Source organism: Pectobacterium zantedeschiae, assembly GCF_004137795.1.
GTDB classification, from domain to species: domain Bacteria; phylum Pseudomonadota; class Gammaproteobacteria; order Enterobacterales; family Enterobacteriaceae; genus Pectobacterium; species Pectobacterium zantedeschiae.
Genome location: NZ_NWTM01000006.1, coordinates 20,557 through 36,605 on the forward strand (window position 1 = coordinate 20,557; position 16,049 = coordinate 36,605).

A 16,049-nucleotide genomic window follows, 5' to 3' on the forward strand; every position below is an offset into this window, starting at 1 on the left:
TTATTTCGCTGCATCTGCTGCGGTTTTCACCCAGCCGTCAAACAGCTGCTGGTGGGCTTTAATCCAGCCATCAACATGACGTTCGATATCTTTCTGTGACCCCTGACCTTCATGCATGCGCAGATTCTGCGCATTCACATCGGCAATCGGCAGCTTCATGATCGCGAACAGTTTCGCCGCTGCGGGATTTTTCTCGGCCCATGCTTTGTTCGCAGCGATCTTCATCGTGTTAACGGGGAAGCCATAGTCGGCACCGTTTGGCAGCTTGGTACTGACATCTTTCATTTCACCCGGTTGAGAAGAGAAAGGCACCTGTAACCAGACGACATCACGGCCCGGAACCAGCACATCACTCACCCAGTACGGTGTCCAGGTGTAGTACAGAATCGGTTTGCCTTCTTTGTAACGCGTGATGGTATCGGCGATCATCGCTGCATAATTGCCCTGATTATGCTCGACCGTATTGGTTAAGCCATAAGCGGGAAGATGGTGATTGATAGCGGCTTCACATCCCCAGCCCGGCGTACAGCCTGTCAAGTCGGCTTTGCCGTCACCATTGGTATCAAACAGTTTGGCAATTTTCGGATCTTTTAGCTGCGCAATATTGGTGATTTTGTATTTCTCAGCAGTTTTCTTATCGATCAGGTAACCCTGAGCAGCACCGGAGACATATTCACCCTGACGGTAGAATTTCGCGTCACCACCGGCAGCCTTATATTGGTCGGCGTGCAGCGGATCCCAGTTAACCGCGATAAATGTCGCATCGCCGGAAGCAATCGAGGTGTAGGCGACGTTGTAGTCCACTTCACGAGGAGATTGCACGTCATAGCCCAGCTTTTCCAGCGCGCGACTGACCAGCAGCGTCTGGAACGTTTCCTCGGAGATTGTGCTTTGCACTGGAATAACGGAAATACCTTTACCCGGTAGCGCGGTGTCGGCGGCGTAAACCTGCGTACTCAACAGTGCGGTAGTCAGGGCAGCGGCCCAAAGTTTGGTGTTTGGCATCATGATTCCCTCTATCTTTATACCCGTCATACTTCAAGTTGCATGTGCGTTGGCTGCGCTCAGTCACCCGAATCACTTACCTCTGTAAGCTCATCGGGATGCCTTCCCTTGCCGCCTGCCTGAAACTCGAATTATTTAGGGTAAATGGTAAGTTATTGCTAATAAAATTAATGTGTGGATAAAACGAATAGTGAATGTCGCCGCCTGTCTGACATTGGCCAGACAGGCGGGACGAGCGTTACTGCTTGATGAAAGGGCGGGTCAGCAGGCCAATCGGGCCACTGGCGTACCAGCTTTTATTGCCCTTGCTGCGACGATCGCGCCCCAGAGACTGCGTAAGACGGTCAAGAATAATGGCCAGAATAACAATCCCGACACCACCGACGGCAGCCAGACCCATATCCAGACGGCCAATACCGCGCAGAACCATCTGACCCAGACCACCCACGGCGATCATCGAGGCGATAACCACCATAGACAGCGCCAGCATCAGCGTCTGGTTAACACCAGCCATGATGGTCGGCATGGCCAGCGGGAGCTGAACCTTAAACAGCATCTGGCGCGGGCTGGCACCGAATGACTCCGCGGCCTCAATCAGATCGGCTGGCACCTGACGAATACCCAGAATCGTTAAGCGGATAATCGGCGGCAGGGCAAATATGATGGTCACCACGACACCCGGCACATTACCGATACCGAACAGCATGACGATAGGCACCAGATAAACGAACGCGGGCGTGGTCTGCATGGCATCTAGCAGCGGTCGGATAAACTTCGCGGCCCGTTCGCTACGCGCCAGCCAGATCCCCATGGGAAGCCCGATGAGTACGCAGAAAAATAGTGCCGTCAGCACCAGCGCCAATGTAACCATGGCCTGCGACCAGGCACCGATTGCGCCAATCGCAATCAGAGACAGTAGCGTTGCCACGCCCATACCGAGGCTGGACATCTGCCAGGCAATCAGTGAAAACACCAGAATGGCAATCGGTGCAGGCATCCCCAACAGAAACTGCTGGAAGCCGCCCAGAATAAAATCGACCGGCACGCGAATGCCCTGGAAGATCGGTCTGAAGTGCAGCACGACCCAGTCGATACCGTGGGTGACCCAACTGTCCAGTGGGATCAGCGTGTCCTTGAACGGATCAAGCAGGTTGAAATGCTCGGGCGTCGCAGGAGCTGCGCTGTTTAACCAGTCACTACCGGATTGTGCAGCCTGATGAGCAGCATCGGCGGAACCATCGGGAGCCGGCGCGCTGCTCCAGGCATCGCTACCGTGAGCGGGGGCGTCCTGCGCAGGGGCGCCAGTAGACCAGGGATCGCTGCTTTGCGTTGCGCTATCAGGTGTCGAGCCGTGCTGTGCTGGTGTAGCACTATCAGCCGCGTGATCGGCGGGTGCGTTCTGCGTGCTGGTTGCCCACGGATCACTTTGCGCGGCGTTATTACCCTGCTCAGGCGTTGCGTTTTGGTCGGCAGGTTGATTTTGTGTCGTGGTGTTATCCCACGGATTCGGTGTTGATTTACTCATTGGTCACTCCTTCCTTATCCAGTGCCTGTAGCAGCATTCCTTTGGAAATGATGCCAATGTACTCATGGTTTTCGCCGACAACAGGGACGGCACAGGGAGCCTGTGCGACCTGAGAAATCAGCTCGTTGAGTGACATATCTGCGGGCACGGGAGCAGGTTCGGGCAGTAACGCCTGTTCCAGCGGCAGCTGTTCTTTCAGCGCCTGCTTCAGTGAATCAATAGACACGACGCCAATGAAGCGTTTACCACCTTCCAGTACGTAGCCGTAATCACGATCTTCATCCTGAAGGATTTTCAGTGCGGAGCGCGGTCCCACGCCGGGAGTTTTACGGATTAAGGTGACCGGACGACGACGGGCGATATCTTTGGCGCTAAACACGTGGCTGATATCGACACCGCGGAAAAAGGTGCGCACATAGTCATTGGCTGGGTTATTCAGGATCTCATCGGGTGTACCGACCTGAATCACTTCACCGCCGTGCATGATGGCAATCCGGTCACCGATGCGCATCGCTTCATCCAGATCGTGCGAGATAAAGACGATAGTGCGTTGATGACGAGACTGGAGTTTGACTAACTCATCCTGCATTTCAGTACGGATCAGCGGATCGAGTGCGGAGAATGCCTCATCCATCAACAGGATATCGGGGTTATTCGCTAACGCACGCGCCAGACCGACACGTTGCCGCATCCCGCCAGACAGCTCATCTGGGTAAGACGCCGCGTAGGCTTCAAGGCCGACCTGCTGTAGGGCATCCAGTGCTTTTTGCTCGCGTTCCGCTTTCGGTACGCCAGCCAGTTCCATACCAAACGCGGTATTATTGAGGATATTCAGATGCGGCATGAGCGCAAAGGATTGGAACACCATACTGATCTTCTTACGACGCACGTCGCGCAGCGCAGTATCGGATATCCTGGAGATATCTTCACCGTCGATCAGTACCTGACCCCGAGTGGGTTCGATCAGACGATTGAGAAGGCGTACCATGGTTGATTTGCCGGAACCGGATAATCCCATGATGACAAATATCTCGCCTTCTTCAATGGCCAGACTGGCATCTTTTACCCCGACAGTAAGCCCTGTTTTTTCAAATACCTGATCTTTGCTCAGGCCTTTATCAATCAGTTTAAATGCTCTGTCTGGGTGCTCGCCAAATATCTTATAAAGGTTCTTTACTTCAAGTTTAATTGCCATGAAATTATTGTTTTCCTGTGTCGTTTATAATTCTATAACCTAACCCTGATAATGATTAAACATAATCTACCCTACCATACTCAGATTCTGAGACAACCCTTTATTGGTTCGATGCGGCCTCTTGTTAGACCAATATTAGTGAGAGAGATAACGTGATTGTTGCTACGTTATCTTCATGATTTACGTGATCTTTATGATTTTTAATTTAACGGATAACTCTTTTTATAACAGTGCGTTACCTGTCGATTTTTACGTATTGTATTTGAGGTTGATATAACCTTTTTTGATTGTGGATAAATCACTATTTATAGTGAATTCCACTAATCGAATAATAGGGTAAATAAGTCACGATTTTTGGCTTGTAGACACTCAAATAGGCCGACGCAGGTACATTTTTTACTTATGATATCTGTCGGTATTTTATACAGTATAGCAAAGATATAATGAGTAAAATGATTGCGTTAATTCCCACCAATAAATGAGAGCGTTCTGAATAATATATTTGTCATATTTAGGTGGAATAAAAACAGTATGGAAGTACTGATTCGGTGGACTGTTTCGCGAGTCATCGTGTGTTTCTCTTTTGCCGATCGCGATCGCATTATCCAGTCAAAATACAGGGTTATTATGGTTAAATATCATCCATAACGACTATCGAAAGAGGCCATCGTGTTAGATCACCTGAGCATCCCGGTGAGGGATATTGCCCGTAGCCGACACTTCTATGCCGCGGCGCTTGAACCACTGGGTTACACACTGATTAAGGACATGTCGTTTGCCGTCAGTTTTGCTGTGACGGAAGGATATGGCCAGTCGAGCGACCCCGGTGGTGAATTCTGGATTTATCAGTCAAAAGGCGAGCCCTGTCCTGCGGTGCATTTCGCGTTCAGTGCCGCCTCGCGAGAGCATGTGGCGGCTTTTTTTGCTGCCGCTATTGCGGCGGGTGGTAGAGATAATGGGCCGCCGGGATTGCGTCCAAATTATCATCAAGATTATTACGCCGCATTTGTACATGACCCTGATGGATACAATATTGAAGCGGTGTATCACCGCCAGCCTTGAAGATTGAATTCTGTGGATGTAGCGATAGGGGGAAAATCCCCCTTTGTCATTCGCTCATCAGGCTGACGTGGGCGGCGACAATGCGCCATCCTTCGGGCATTTTTACCCAGGTTTGCATTTGGCGGCCAATCTTCGTGCTGCCTGCGCGGGTAAATTCGGTGCTGGCGACGGCCATATCATGACCGTAGGTGGTAATGACCGTATTACGTAGTGTTCTGTCCAAACCGGCAGAGGGACGAGCGAGGCGAAAGGCGCGGATTTCCTCAATCCCGTATAGATTTTCTCCCGCACCGTAGCGCACCGTTTTTTCATCGTGCCAGAACAGCTCATCCAGCACTGTAATGTCGTTACCGGTTAAGGCTTTTTCGTAGCGATAGAACGCGGCAGTCACATCGGCCAGCACATCCGGTTGGTTGATATCGTCAGGCAACATATTTTCTTTCCTCATAAGGTATATACCCTAAATAATTCGAGTTTCAGGCAGACGGCAAGGGAAGGCATCCCGGTGAGCTTGCGCTGCTAGCAGCGGCCCCTGTGAGGCGAGGCACACGATGGGCCGAGTATTTGGTCACAGCCAACGCACATGCAACTTTAAGTATGACGGGTATACGTGATTCCCTGCTGCTCAAGCGCCCATGCCGTCCGCAGGCAAAGATCCTCGCGCCACGGTGCGGCAATAATCTGAATACCTATCGGCAGACCGCTGGCGGTTGCTATCGGCACTGTCACGACGGGTAGCCCGACGAAAGAGATCGGTTGTGTCAGCATGCCCATATTGGCGCGGACGGGCAGGTCGGTATCATTAATACGCATCGTTTCCTGCCCAATGAGCGTGGCAGAGCAGGGCGTCGCGGGAGCAATCAGCAGGTCGGTGTGTTCAAACAACGCCAGCGTCTGTTGGCGAAAATAGCTGCGGAAGCGCTGGGCTTGTACATACCAGGCGGCGGGGATCATCGCCCCAGCCAGCAACCGCTCGCGTGATAGTGGCTCGAAACGTTCAGGCTGAGTGCGTAAAGCGGGCAAATACTGGTTCCCGCCTTCGCTGGCCGACAGAATAAAGGCGGCGCTACGTGCCAGCGCGGCGTCGGTTAACGTCAGGCTGTCCTGTGCGCCCAGTGCCTGTGCAATCTGGTGGACGGCAGTCTTTGCCTCCTCGCTACTCCATGTGGAAAAGTAGCCATCAAGCACCGCATAGCGTAGCCCGTTGCTGCCCGCTTCTAACTGTGTGGCGGTGGAGAGTATTCCCCGTTCAGCCTGAAAACGATCGTGCTCATCGCGGCCTTGTAGCGCATCGAACACTAATGCCAGATCGTCCGCGCTACGTGCAAACGGGCCGATGTGGTCGAGGCTGGCAACAAACGGGTGGCTACCGTGGCGTGATAAACGGCCAAACGTCGGCTTCAGACCGAAAATGCCGCATAGCGATGACGGCACGCGGATCGAGCCATTCGTGTCGCTGCCCAATGTGAAATTAACCAGTCCTGCGGCGACGGCTGCCGCCGATCCTCCAGACGACCCCCCGGCAATACGCTGCGTGTCGAGCGGGTTACACGTGGGGCCGTAATGTGTGTTTTCGGTGGTAAAGCCGTAGGCATAGGCGTCCATATTCAACATGCCGGACAGCAGCGCGCCTTGACTGGCAAGCTGACGGATGGCAAAGGCATCCTGCGCAGCGGCGGGGCGTTGGCTGAGAAGTTCGGCACCCGCCAGCGTGGTTTCGCCGCTGACATCAAACAGGTTTTTTACGGCATAAGGCACACCGGCCAGCGCGGGTAAGGTTTCCCCGCGTTGACGGCTCGCATCAATACGCTCTGCTTCTGCCAACATGCGTTCGCCGGTGACATGGGTATAAGCATTAATCGTGGGATTGGTCTGCTCAATCGCGCTCAGTGCCTGCTGCGCAAGCTCCCCGGCGGAGAACGTTCCAGCTTCCAAACCTTGCTGGATCTGGCGGATGGATAACGATGAGGACGCATGCTTGGCGTATAAACTCATAGCGTATAAACCCCGGCAACATCCTGATGCTCATCAAGGGGGAATTCCATTAACGGCTGTGCCATGGCATTGATGCGGCTGAATTGCACTAACAGTTCCTGACGCCGCTCCTGGCTGAGTTGCAGAGATAGCAGCGTTTCCATCTGTTGCAGATACGCTGTCAGCGTGTCTTGTTCGATTATCGTCATTCTGTTTTCTCCCGGTTAAGTAGGACTAGAAGCCTGCCGCACTGCCGTTACTGCGTGGATCGAAAGCGCCTTCCAGCATGCCGCTGGTGTGGCGCACGATGGCTCCAGCATGGCCGACGGTTTCGCTAAAGCTGCTCAACAGCTCGACGTCATGGCCTAGTTGACGCAGTGCATCCACGGTGGCGGGTTTAAAACGGTCTTCGATCTTCAGTGTGTCGGAGGACTGTCCCCAGGTGCGGCCCAGTAGCCAGCGTGGAGCGGTAATCGCCTGTTGCAGCGGTAGCCCTTGCTGGACGTGACGGATAAAGATGGCCGCCTGCGTCTGTGGTTGCCCGTCTCCGCCCATCGAGCCGTAAACTATTGTGCGTCCGTCGGACAGACGTGCGGCGGCGGGGTTTAAGGTATGAAAAGGTTGCTTGCCCGGCTCCAACGCTAACAGGTGTGCGGGATCGAGACTGAACGAGGCACCGCGGTTTTGCCAGAGCACGCCGGTTCCCGGTAGCACAACTCCGCTGCCGAATTCGTGGTAAATACTTTGAATGAAAGAGACACACAGGCCGCTGCTGTCGCATACGCCCATCCAGACGGTGTCGCCGGGGCCTTTGCCTTCTCCCCACAATGCGGCTTTTCGCGTATCGACCTGTCGCGCCAGTGCACCAAGCACATCGTTTTCCAGCAGCGCCTGAACATTTTGCGTCATCAGCTTGGGATCGGTAATGAAGCGGTCACGTAGGCCAAACGCTAGCTTGGTGGATTCGACAATGCGATGGATCGTCTGGCTATCGCTCAGATCTTCCATTTCTAAATGATCGGTCAGGCCGAGGATCGCGAGGGACACCAGACCCTGCGTCGGCGGCGCGAGGTTATAGATATCGCCTTTACTGTGTTTCAGCACCAGCGGCGTCGTTCGCTTGGCGCGGTAGTTCGCCAGATCGTCAGCCGTCAGCGGCATCCCAATCTGCGCCATCTGCGCCGAAAGACGGGCGGCGACGGAGCCGCGATAAAAGCTGTCCAGCCCTTCAATGCTCAGCGTCGTCAAGGTATCTGCTAAGTCAGGCTGTGTGAAACGGCTGCCTGCACGCGGGATATTTCCCTGCGGCATAAAGAGTTGGCTAAAGGCCGGGAAATCGCTCAGTTCGTGATAGCGCTGGGTGAGCGCATCTTCCTGCGATTGCGTGACGGGAATGCCGTCTGCCGCATAGCGAATAGCATCAGACAGTAAACGAGCGAGCGGTAGCGGTTCGCCTCCCAGCTCTTGAGAGAACTCCAATGCTTCCTGCCAGCCGCCGACGGTGCCCGCGACTGTCAGCGCCGCTTTGGGGCCGCGGTGCGGAATACGGCTTTCACCCTGATAGAACTCACGGCAGGCTAGCGACCCCGCAGCACCGCTGGCATCAATGGCGACAGGTTCACCGCGTGGCGGCACAATCAGCCAGAAACCATCGCCGCCGATCCCATTCATATGTGGGTACACCACGGCAATGGTTGCCGCCGCTGCGACCATGGCTTCAATGGCGTTGCCGCCCTCACGCAGAACAGCCAATGCGCTGGCGCTGGCTAAATGATGAGGTGCCACCGCCATGCCTAGCGGGGCGGTATTACTTTGCATCATGCCGGAATTCCTTTTTTAAATGTTATGTAGGGTGAGTGTTATTAACCTTAGCTATATCCGTCATACTTCGAGCCGCATGTGCGTTGGCTTTCCTCGCTCACCCCAGTCACTTACTTATGTAAGCTCCTGGGGATTCACTGTGTTGCCGCCTTCCTGCAACTCGAATTATTTAGGCTATATAAAGCAAATGGCGTTCCAGTTTTTCGGTGCAGCGTAAAGTCGGTATACGGTGCCAAAAGGTGTATCTGTATCATCCTGACAATCCTGTGCTATGTTCTGCGCAATGAAACAAACGTTACAGCAAGCGCAATGGACGAGAGACGATGATGCAAATAGATGAACGATTACGGGATCGCTATAGTGAGCTTTCACCGCAGGAACAGCGCGTCGCGGATTTCATCTTCGATCACTTTGACGATCTGATTAGCTATAACAGCGCCGAGCTGGCGCGGCTGAGTGGTGTCTCCAAGGCGACCGTCAGCCGTTTGTTCAAACGGCTGGGCTACCCCAGCTATCGTGACATGCGTGATGAGCTCAGAACGTTGCGCCAGAGTGGGATGCCGCTGGCGGATAATCGTGATGCCGTGCAGGGGAATACGCTACTGGCGCGGCATTACAAGCAGGAAATGGCGAACCTGACGCAGTGGATAAACCAGATTGACCCCGTACAGTTTGGTGCTGTTATTCAGGCGCTGATGCAGGCGCAGCGCCTGTGTCTGATTGGGCTACGCAACAGCTATCCGGTAGCGCTGCACTTGCGCCAGCAGCTGCTTCAGATTCGTCAACAGGTTACGCTACTGACGCAGCCGGGGCAGACGTTATCCGAAGAACTGGTCGATCTCACTGCGCAGGATGTCGTGATTGTGGTGGCCTTTCGCCGCCGTCCACGCTTGATCCAACCGCTGCTATTACAACTGCAAAAACGCGGTGTGCCTGTGTTACTGCTCTGCGAACCTCAAGTTAGCACGCTGATGTCACTGGCAACCTGGTCATTGTGCGTCCCGCTGGACAGCGTATCGGCGTTTGATAGCTATTCGTCCGCCATGAGTCTGGTGAATGTGATCAGCAATGCGTTATTACATGAAATGCTGCGCGATGGACGTCAGCGTATCCATCAGATTGCCGATCTTTATGGTGAACTGGACGAGCTTGAACAACGCTAATGGTGCGTTGGGATGGTGCTATTGCACTTTAATGGTGCATTTTGAGCGGTTGTTATATAGCCATGCAGATCGTTTCGGGCGTGATAGCACCGGATTATTTTTGTGACGCAGCGCCACGCCCGACATAGGGCAGCTCAAACGCCGCTTGCCCTATGAACCCAGGCTTTTTTCGCGGAATTGCGCCGCTTCGCGGTACCTTCGGCGTTCATGCCCGCAACACGGACCGCCAGCGACGCGCTCCCTGCGCGGCGCTGGCTTTCGCGGCGTCCCTGCCGCTCATCCGGCGGTCATGCTCACCTCAGCGCAATTTTTTACGCGAATAAGTCATAAAAAACAAAAGACTCGGGCGTAGTGCATGAGTTGCATAAATTATCTTTCTGCAATCACGCACGACATTTTTCACCGATATTACATACCCCTATCTATATCCATAGCTATCCCGTGATTTAGAAAAACTCTCTGACCTTCTAACGCTGCTCCTCATCGCTAAGAGTACTCATGGAATCTGGCACACTCCTTGCTTAATATTTGTAACGATAGTTTCAATTTTTCTTTTTTAAGAATCTTTCGTTTCAATTACACTAACCGGGGGCAGAGACGATGTTGATCAATAAACTGGGCATCAAAAAAGGGTTACTGGCGGTGATGGGTGCTGCGATGTTACTGGTTCAGGCCGGTAGTGCGATGGCCGATCAGTTGCAGGATATCGAGAAACGCGGTGTGCTGCGTGTCGCAGTACCGCAGGATTTCCCTCCGTTTGGATCGGTAGGCACCGATCTGCAACCGCAGGGCTATGACATCGATATCGCGCGCTATCTGGCAAAAGAGATGAAACTAAAGTTGCAACTGGTTCCGGTAACCAGCGCCAACCGCGTGCCATACCTGCAAACCAATAAGGTCGATCTGGTGATCTCCAGCCTGGGTAAAAATGCCGAGCGTGAAAAAGTGATCGATTTCAGTCGTGCTTATGCGCCGTTCTTTCTGGGAGTCTTCGGACCGAAAGATAGCGCGTTAGCTTCGTCAGAAGCACTGGAAGGGAAAAGCATTGGCGTCACACGCGGTGCGGTCGAAGATATGGTATTGACGGAGACGGCACCGAAGGCCGCACAGATTAAGCGCTACGAAGATAACAACACCACGCTGTCGGCGTATCTGTCAGGACAGGTGGAGTTCGTTGCCACAGGGAATCTGGTGGTTGCCGCTATCGCCGAGCAGAACCCGACTAAAGCCCCCGTCGCGAAGTTTATGCTGAAAGATTCGCCGTGCTACATCGGGCTGAAGAAAGACGAACCTGCGCTGAAAGCGAAAGTCGACGCGTTGATCGAACAGGCGTTGAAAGACGATACGCTTAATAGCCTATCGGAAAAATGGCTGAAAGCGCCATTGCCAGCCAGCATCAAAGCGTAACGGGAGTGCGCCATGACCTATCAGCTTAATTTTTCCGCACTGTTGCCGTTCTGGCCTGAGCTACTGGCGGGGCTGTGGGTCACCATTGAGCTGACAGTCATGGCAACCCTTGGCGGCATCGCCATCGGTATCTGCGGTGCGGCTTTGCGTAGCGGCAAGCCCACCCTGCTGAGTCGGCTATGGGGGATCTACGTCGAGCTGATTCGCAATACGCCGTTTGTGGTTCAACTGTTCTTTATCGTCTTCGGCTTGCCGAGTCTGGGTTGGAAGCTAACGGCCGGGGAGGCTGCGCTGTTAGCGATGTTGATTAATCTTGGTGCATATAGCACAGAGATTATCCGCGCGGGGATTCAGGTGACGCCTAAAGGTCAGTGGGAAGCTGCTCGCGTACTGGGGCTGACACGAATGCAGACTTTTCTGCGCGTGATTTTGCCGCCTGCGCTTCAGCGGATTTATCCGGCGCTGGTCAGCCAGTGCATCATCGTCATGTTGGGATCGTCGGTGGTGTCGCAGGTTTCCTACGAGGAACTGACTTTTGCTGCCAACCTGATTCAGTCCCGTACGTTTCTGAGCTTTGAAGTGTATCTGGCGACCACGCTGTGTTACCTCGTGCTGTCTGTTCTGATGCGGCAACTCTTACTGCTGGCGGGGCGGCGTTTCTTAGGGAGTCAGCAATAATGACATTTACCGATTGGGATATTGTGCGCAACCTGTTGCTGGCGGCTCGCTGGACGTTGCTATTGTCACTGACGGCCTTCATCGGCGGTGCACTGGTGACGTTTCCGCTCATGCTGTTGCGACTGACCAAACGCAAATGGGCGACCCGCTTTGTCCATCTGTATTCCGAGCTCTTTCAGGGCACGCCGTTGCTGATGCAGCTGTTTCTCGCGTTTTTCGGACTGGCACTGTTCGGTATTGATGTGAGCCCGTGGACGGCGGCGGCATTGGCGCTGACGCTATTTACCAGCGCTTTTCTGGTGGATATCTGGTGCGGCAGCGTGGAAGCGTTACCGAAAGGGCAGTGGGAAGCGTCGCGCTGTCTCGGGTTGGATTTCGGTCAGACGCTTTATCGAGTGATTGCGCCGCAGGCAATGCGTATCGCTATCGCACCTACCGTAGGGTTCTCTGTGCAGGTGATCAAAGGCACTGCGCTGGCGTCAATCATCGGATTTATCGAACTGACTAAAGCGGGAACTATGTTGAATAACGTGACCTATCAGCCGTTTAAAGTGTTTGGATTGGTGGCGCTGGGCTATTTCCTAATGTGCTACCCGCTCTCTTACTACAGCCGCTATTTGGAGAAGAAATTCAATGCCGCTCATAACCATTAATCAGGTCCAAAAATACTACGGTCAGAACCATGTCCTGAAAGGGGTGGATCTGGATATTGAAATGGGTGAAGTCATTTCGATCATCGGGCGCAGCGGCTCTGGTAAGAGTACGCTACTGCGCTGTATGAACGGTTTGGAAGGCTATCAGGACGGTAGCATCAAACTGGGCGGAATGACGGTCACCGATAGAGATTCGCAGGCGCGGGAGATCAGCCGCTCGGTCGGGATGGTGTTCCAGAACTTTAATCTGTTTCCACACATGACGGCGCTGGAAAACGTAATGCTGGCACCGCGCCGCGTGCTGGGTAAAAGCGCGGCAGAGTGTCAGGCGTTAGGTGAACAGATGCTCAACAAGGTCGGGCTGGGAGAACGTATTCATTATTATCCCGCCAATCTGTCGGGCGGTCAGCAGCAGCGAGTCGCCATTGCCCGTGCATTGGCAATGAACCCAAAAGTTCTGTTGTGCGACGAAATTACGTCAGCACTCGATCCTGAATTAGTCGGCGAAGTGTTGAAGGTGTTGGAACAGCTTGCCGCAGAAGGTATGACGCTGATTCTGGTCACGCATGAAATGAATTTTGCCCGTGAAGTAGGGGACCGCGTGGTGTTTATGCATCAAGGTAAGGTCTGGGAGCAGGGTGACAGCAAAACGCTGTTTGCTAACCCGCAAACCCGTGAACTGAAACAGTTTATCGCTTCGGTGCGGGGATTATCGGAAGCGTAATTACTTTCTTCGAATGTGTAAGTCGAAACAAAAGTCTGGAGCAATAACCATGAGCAGCGAACTGTACGCGCAAATTAACCCACCCCACCGCCTGTTGATGGGGCCGGGGCCGATCAACGCCGATCCGCGCGTATTACGGGCGATGGCCAGCCAACTGGTTGGTCAGTATGACCCCGCGATGACCAATTATATGAATCAGGTCATGGCACTCTATCGTCAACTTTTCCGCACGGAAAACCGCTGGACGATGCTGGTGGACGGTACCTCGCGTGCAGGTATCGAAGCGATTCTGCTGTCGGCGATTCGCCCTGGCGATAAGGTGCTGGTACCGGTGTTTGGTCGTTTTGGTCATTTGCTGTGTGAGATTGCCCGCCGCTGTCGTGCTGACGTCCATACCATTGAAGTGCCGTGGGGGGAGGTGTTCTCACCTGAGCAGATCGAAGAAGCGATCAAAACGGTGCGCCCGCGCCTGCTGCTGACGGTACAGGGCGATACGTCGACCACGATGCTGCAACCGCTGGAAGCGTTAGGTGAGATTTGCCGTCGCCACGGCGTGTTGTTCTATACCGATGCCACGGCGTCTTTCGGTGGTAATCCGCTGGAAACCGATAAATGGGGTTTGGATGCGGTTTCCGCCGGCTTGCAGAAGTGTCTCGGCGGGCCGTCTGGTAGTTCACCCATTACATTGAGCCCGCAGATGGAAGCGGTGATCCGTCGTCGTAAATGTGTCGAGCAGGGGATCAGAACCGACGCGCATCAGGACGGCGACGATGAGATGATCTATTCCAACTATTTCGATCTGGGGATGGTCATGGATTACTGGGGGCCGGAGCGCCTAAACCATCACACTGAAGCGACAAGTATGCTGTTCGCAGCACGCGAGTGTGCGCGAGTGATCCTCGAGGAAGGGCTGGATCGCAGCATTGCTCGCCATGCGCTACACGGCAATGCGCTAGTGGCGGGGATCCAGGGTATGGGGCTGGAAACGTTTGGCGATCTCAACCACAAAATGAATAACGTACTGGGCGTAGTGATTCCCGCTGGTGTTCATGGTGAGCAGGTACGTAAGCTGTTGTTGGAAGACTTCGCGATTGAGATTGGCACCTCGTTTGGCCCGCTTCAGGGCAAAATCTGGCGTATCGGCACCATGGGTTACAACGCACGTAAAGACTGCGTGATGCAAACGTTAACGGCGCTGGAGGCGGTACTGAATCGTCTTGGATTCAACACCGTACAAGGCGAGGCCTTGCAGGCCGCCTGGAACAGCTACGCGTCGAATGAGGAGCGTGCATGAGTGAACCTCTATTGTCGTCACCTGCTGCACAGGCTGCTGCGGAACAGATTATGTTGCGCTGCGATGCGCTAGCTGAAATTAGCGAAACGCCCGGTCAACTGACCCGTGTCTACCTATCGCTGGAACACCTGCGTGCCAATAGGTTGGTAGGGGAGTGGATGTGTGAAGCGGGAATGAACGTCTGGCAGGATAGCGTCGGCAATATTTGCGGTCGTTATGATGGATTGACGCCGGATGCACCGGCACTGCTACTGGGTTCGCATCTGGATACGGTACGCAATGCCGGACGTTACGACGGCATGTTGGGCGTATTAACCGCGATTGAAGTGGTTCGTACATTTCATCAACAGGGAATCCGCTTGCCTGTGGCGCTGGAAATCGTCGGTTTCGGCGATGAGGAAGGCACACGTTTTGGCATTACCCTGCTGGGTAGCCGAGGCTTGACGGGCACCTGGCCGGAAAATTGGCTAGCGTGTGAGGATACGGAAGGTACCAGCGTGGCGCAGGCATTGACCATCGCGGGGCTGGATCCGTTTCAGGTGGCGCAGGCGGCACGGCCAGTCAGTGATATCGTCGCTTATTTGGAACTGCACATTGAACAGGGGCCGTGTCTGGAACAGCAGGATCTGGCGCTGGGCGTTGTCACTGCAATCAACGGGGCGCGCCGGCTCAACTGCACATTTCTCGGTCTGGCGGGGCATGCCGGAACGGTGCCGATGACGCAACGGCAGGATGCACTGGTGGCGGCCGCTGACTGGATGGCGCAGGCAGAACGGATGACTCGCGAAAGCGATCCTCATCTGGTCGCTACGTTTGGCACGCTACAATGCTTACCGGGCGCGGCGAACGTCATCCCCGGTGAAGTGAAGATGACATTGGATATTCGCGGGCCGGAGGATGCACCACTGGATGCGTTGCTACAAAAACTGCTGACGCTGGCGCAGGATATCGCACACCAGCGGGGCTGCCAGTTCAGTGCTGAAGAGTATTATCGTATTGCGGCAACCCGCTGCGATCCCGCGTTGCAATCCGCGTTAAACGAGGCGGTGACGCAGGTACAGGGAAAAACGCTCATGCTACCGAGTGGCGCGGGGCATGATGCCATTGCGATTGCCGAACGCTGGCCAGTGGCGATGTTATTTGTCCGCTGTCGCGGCGGCATCAGCCACCATCCTGATGAATCCGTTACCACGACGGATGTAGCGCTGGCGCTACAGGCGCTCTATCAGATGGTGTTTAAGACGTGTAATTAAGTATCGATTGGTATCATCGTTCGTTATACATAGTCGATTTTACAGGGTACTTGTCGCTATTTAAGCACTGCTCGGGTAGCCTTGGCCTGAGCAGACTTTCTACCTCTCTTGATTTTTTCTGCTTTTTCTCCTGACTCTTTCCTATGCTTATATAACAGTTTCATTAAGTAATTATATAACAGTATCTAATTATTTAGAGTGTCGAAATAATTATTTGACATACATCTAAATTATTCTCACTCCAGATTGAGTTCAATTTTTTATTTGGCATAGTCTCATCTCGAATAAGGACGTT

At 53.8% G+C, this 16,049-nt stretch carries 15 protein-coding genes; 8 read left to right on the forward strand and 7 right to left on the reverse strand.

Annotated features, from left to right (window positions below):
- The 3 genes from proX to proV form a co-directional block, all read right to left on the reverse strand.
- Positions 1–1,005, reverse strand: coding sequence for a glycine betaine/L-proline ABC transporter substrate-binding protein ProX (gene proX / locus CLR69_RS20985; RefSeq protein WP_131535223.1), 1,005 nt, complete (start codon positions 1,003–1,005; stop codon positions 1–3).
- 238 nt (positions 1,006–1,243) lie between these two features.
- Complete coding sequence (gene proW, locus CLR69_RS20990) at positions 1,244–2,530, reverse strand: glycine betaine/L-proline ABC transporter permease ProW (protein ID WP_131535119.1); 1,287 nt, start codon at positions 2,528–2,530, stop codon at positions 1,244–1,246.
- A complete protein-coding gene (gene proV, locus CLR69_RS20995) occupies positions 2,523–3,725 on the reverse strand; it encodes a glycine betaine/L-proline ABC transporter ATP-binding protein ProV (protein ID WP_129710067.1) in 1,203 nt (400 codons plus the stop codon). Before proV ends, proW begins: the two co-directional genes overlap by 8 nt.
- 669 nt (positions 3,726–4,394) lie before the next feature.
- Between proV and CLR69_RS21000 the strand changes: the two genes are divergently transcribed.
- Positions 4,395–4,787, forward strand: a complete 393-nt coding sequence (locus CLR69_RS21000) for a VOC family protein (RefSeq protein ID WP_129710066.1) — start codon at positions 4,395–4,397, stop codon at positions 4,785–4,787.
- A gap of 46 nt (positions 4,788–4,833) precedes the next feature.
- Here CLR69_RS21000 and hpxZ read toward each other — a convergent pair whose 3' ends face one another.
- The 4 genes from hpxZ to CLR69_RS21020 form a co-directional block, all read right to left on the reverse strand.
- Positions 4,834–5,220, reverse strand: coding sequence for an oxalurate catabolism protein HpxZ (hpxZ, locus tag CLR69_RS21005; RefSeq protein ID WP_129710119.1), 387 nt, complete (start codon positions 5,218–5,220; stop codon positions 4,834–4,836).
- Between the two features lie 158 nt (positions 5,221–5,378).
- Positions 5,379–6,782, reverse strand: coding sequence for an AtzE family amidohydrolase (locus CLR69_RS21010; protein ID WP_131535120.1), 1,404 nt, complete (start codon positions 6,780–6,782; stop codon positions 5,379–5,381).
- The gene (hpxX, locus tag CLR69_RS21015) at positions 6,779–6,970 is read right to left on the reverse strand and encodes an oxalurate catabolism protein HpxX (protein ID WP_129710064.1); all 192 of its coding nucleotides are present in this window, start codon (positions 6,968–6,970) and stop codon (positions 6,779–6,781) included. Before hpxX ends, CLR69_RS21010 begins: the two co-directional genes overlap by 4 nt.
- Before the next feature lie 25 nt (positions 6,971–6,995).
- A complete protein-coding gene (locus CLR69_RS21020; protein ID WP_131535121.1) occupies positions 6,996–8,582 on the reverse strand; it encodes a gamma-glutamyltransferase family protein in 1,587 nt (528 codons plus the stop codon).
- A gap of 323 nt (positions 8,583–8,905) precedes the next feature.
- Here CLR69_RS21020 and CLR69_RS21025 point away from each other — a divergent pair, with 323 nt between their 5' ends.
- The 7 genes from CLR69_RS21025 to hpxK all read left to right on the forward strand — a co-directional run bounded on the left by CLR69_RS21025 (position 8,906) and on the right by hpxK (position 15,754).
- Positions 8,906–9,745, forward strand: coding sequence for a MurR/RpiR family transcriptional regulator (locus CLR69_RS21025; RefSeq protein WP_129710061.1), 840 nt, complete (start codon positions 8,906–8,908; stop codon positions 9,743–9,745).
- 621 nt (positions 9,746–10,366) lie between these two features.
- Positions 10,367–11,152 carry a transporter substrate-binding domain-containing protein gene (locus tag CLR69_RS21030; protein ID WP_131535224.1) on the forward strand — a complete coding sequence of 262 codons (786 nt, stop codon included), beginning with the start codon at positions 10,367–10,369 and terminating at the stop codon, positions 11,150–11,152.
- A 12-nt stretch (positions 11,153–11,164) separates the two neighbouring features.
- Positions 11,165–11,830 (forward strand): amino acid ABC transporter permease, encoded by a 666-nt coding sequence (locus CLR69_RS21035; protein WP_129710060.1) that lies wholly within the window; start codon positions 11,165–11,167, stop codon positions 11,828–11,830.
- The gene (locus tag CLR69_RS21040) at positions 11,830–12,483 is read left to right on the forward strand and encodes an amino acid ABC transporter permease (RefSeq protein ID WP_129710059.1); all 654 of its coding nucleotides are present in this window, start codon (positions 11,830–11,832) and stop codon (positions 12,481–12,483) included. The genes CLR69_RS21035 and CLR69_RS21040 overlap by 1 nt, the downstream gene beginning before the upstream one ends.
- Positions 12,464–13,207, forward strand: a complete 744-nt coding sequence (locus CLR69_RS21045; protein ID WP_129710058.1) for an amino acid ABC transporter ATP-binding protein — start codon at positions 12,464–12,466, stop codon at positions 13,205–13,207. The genes CLR69_RS21040 and CLR69_RS21045 overlap by 20 nt, the downstream gene beginning before the upstream one ends.
- 49 nt (positions 13,208–13,256) lie before the next feature.
- Positions 13,257–14,501 carry a pyridoxal-phosphate-dependent aminotransferase family protein gene (locus CLR69_RS21050; protein WP_131535122.1) on the forward strand — a complete coding sequence of 415 codons (1,245 nt, stop codon included), beginning with the start codon at positions 13,257–13,259 and terminating at the stop codon, positions 14,499–14,501.
- On the forward strand, positions 14,498–15,754 hold the full coding sequence (gene hpxK, locus CLR69_RS21055; RefSeq protein ID WP_131535123.1) for an allantoate amidohydrolase: 1,257 nt from the start codon (positions 14,498–14,500) through the stop codon (positions 15,752–15,754). The genes CLR69_RS21050 and hpxK overlap by 4 nt, the downstream gene beginning before the upstream one ends.
- Positions 15,755–16,049 lie beyond the last annotated feature (295 nt).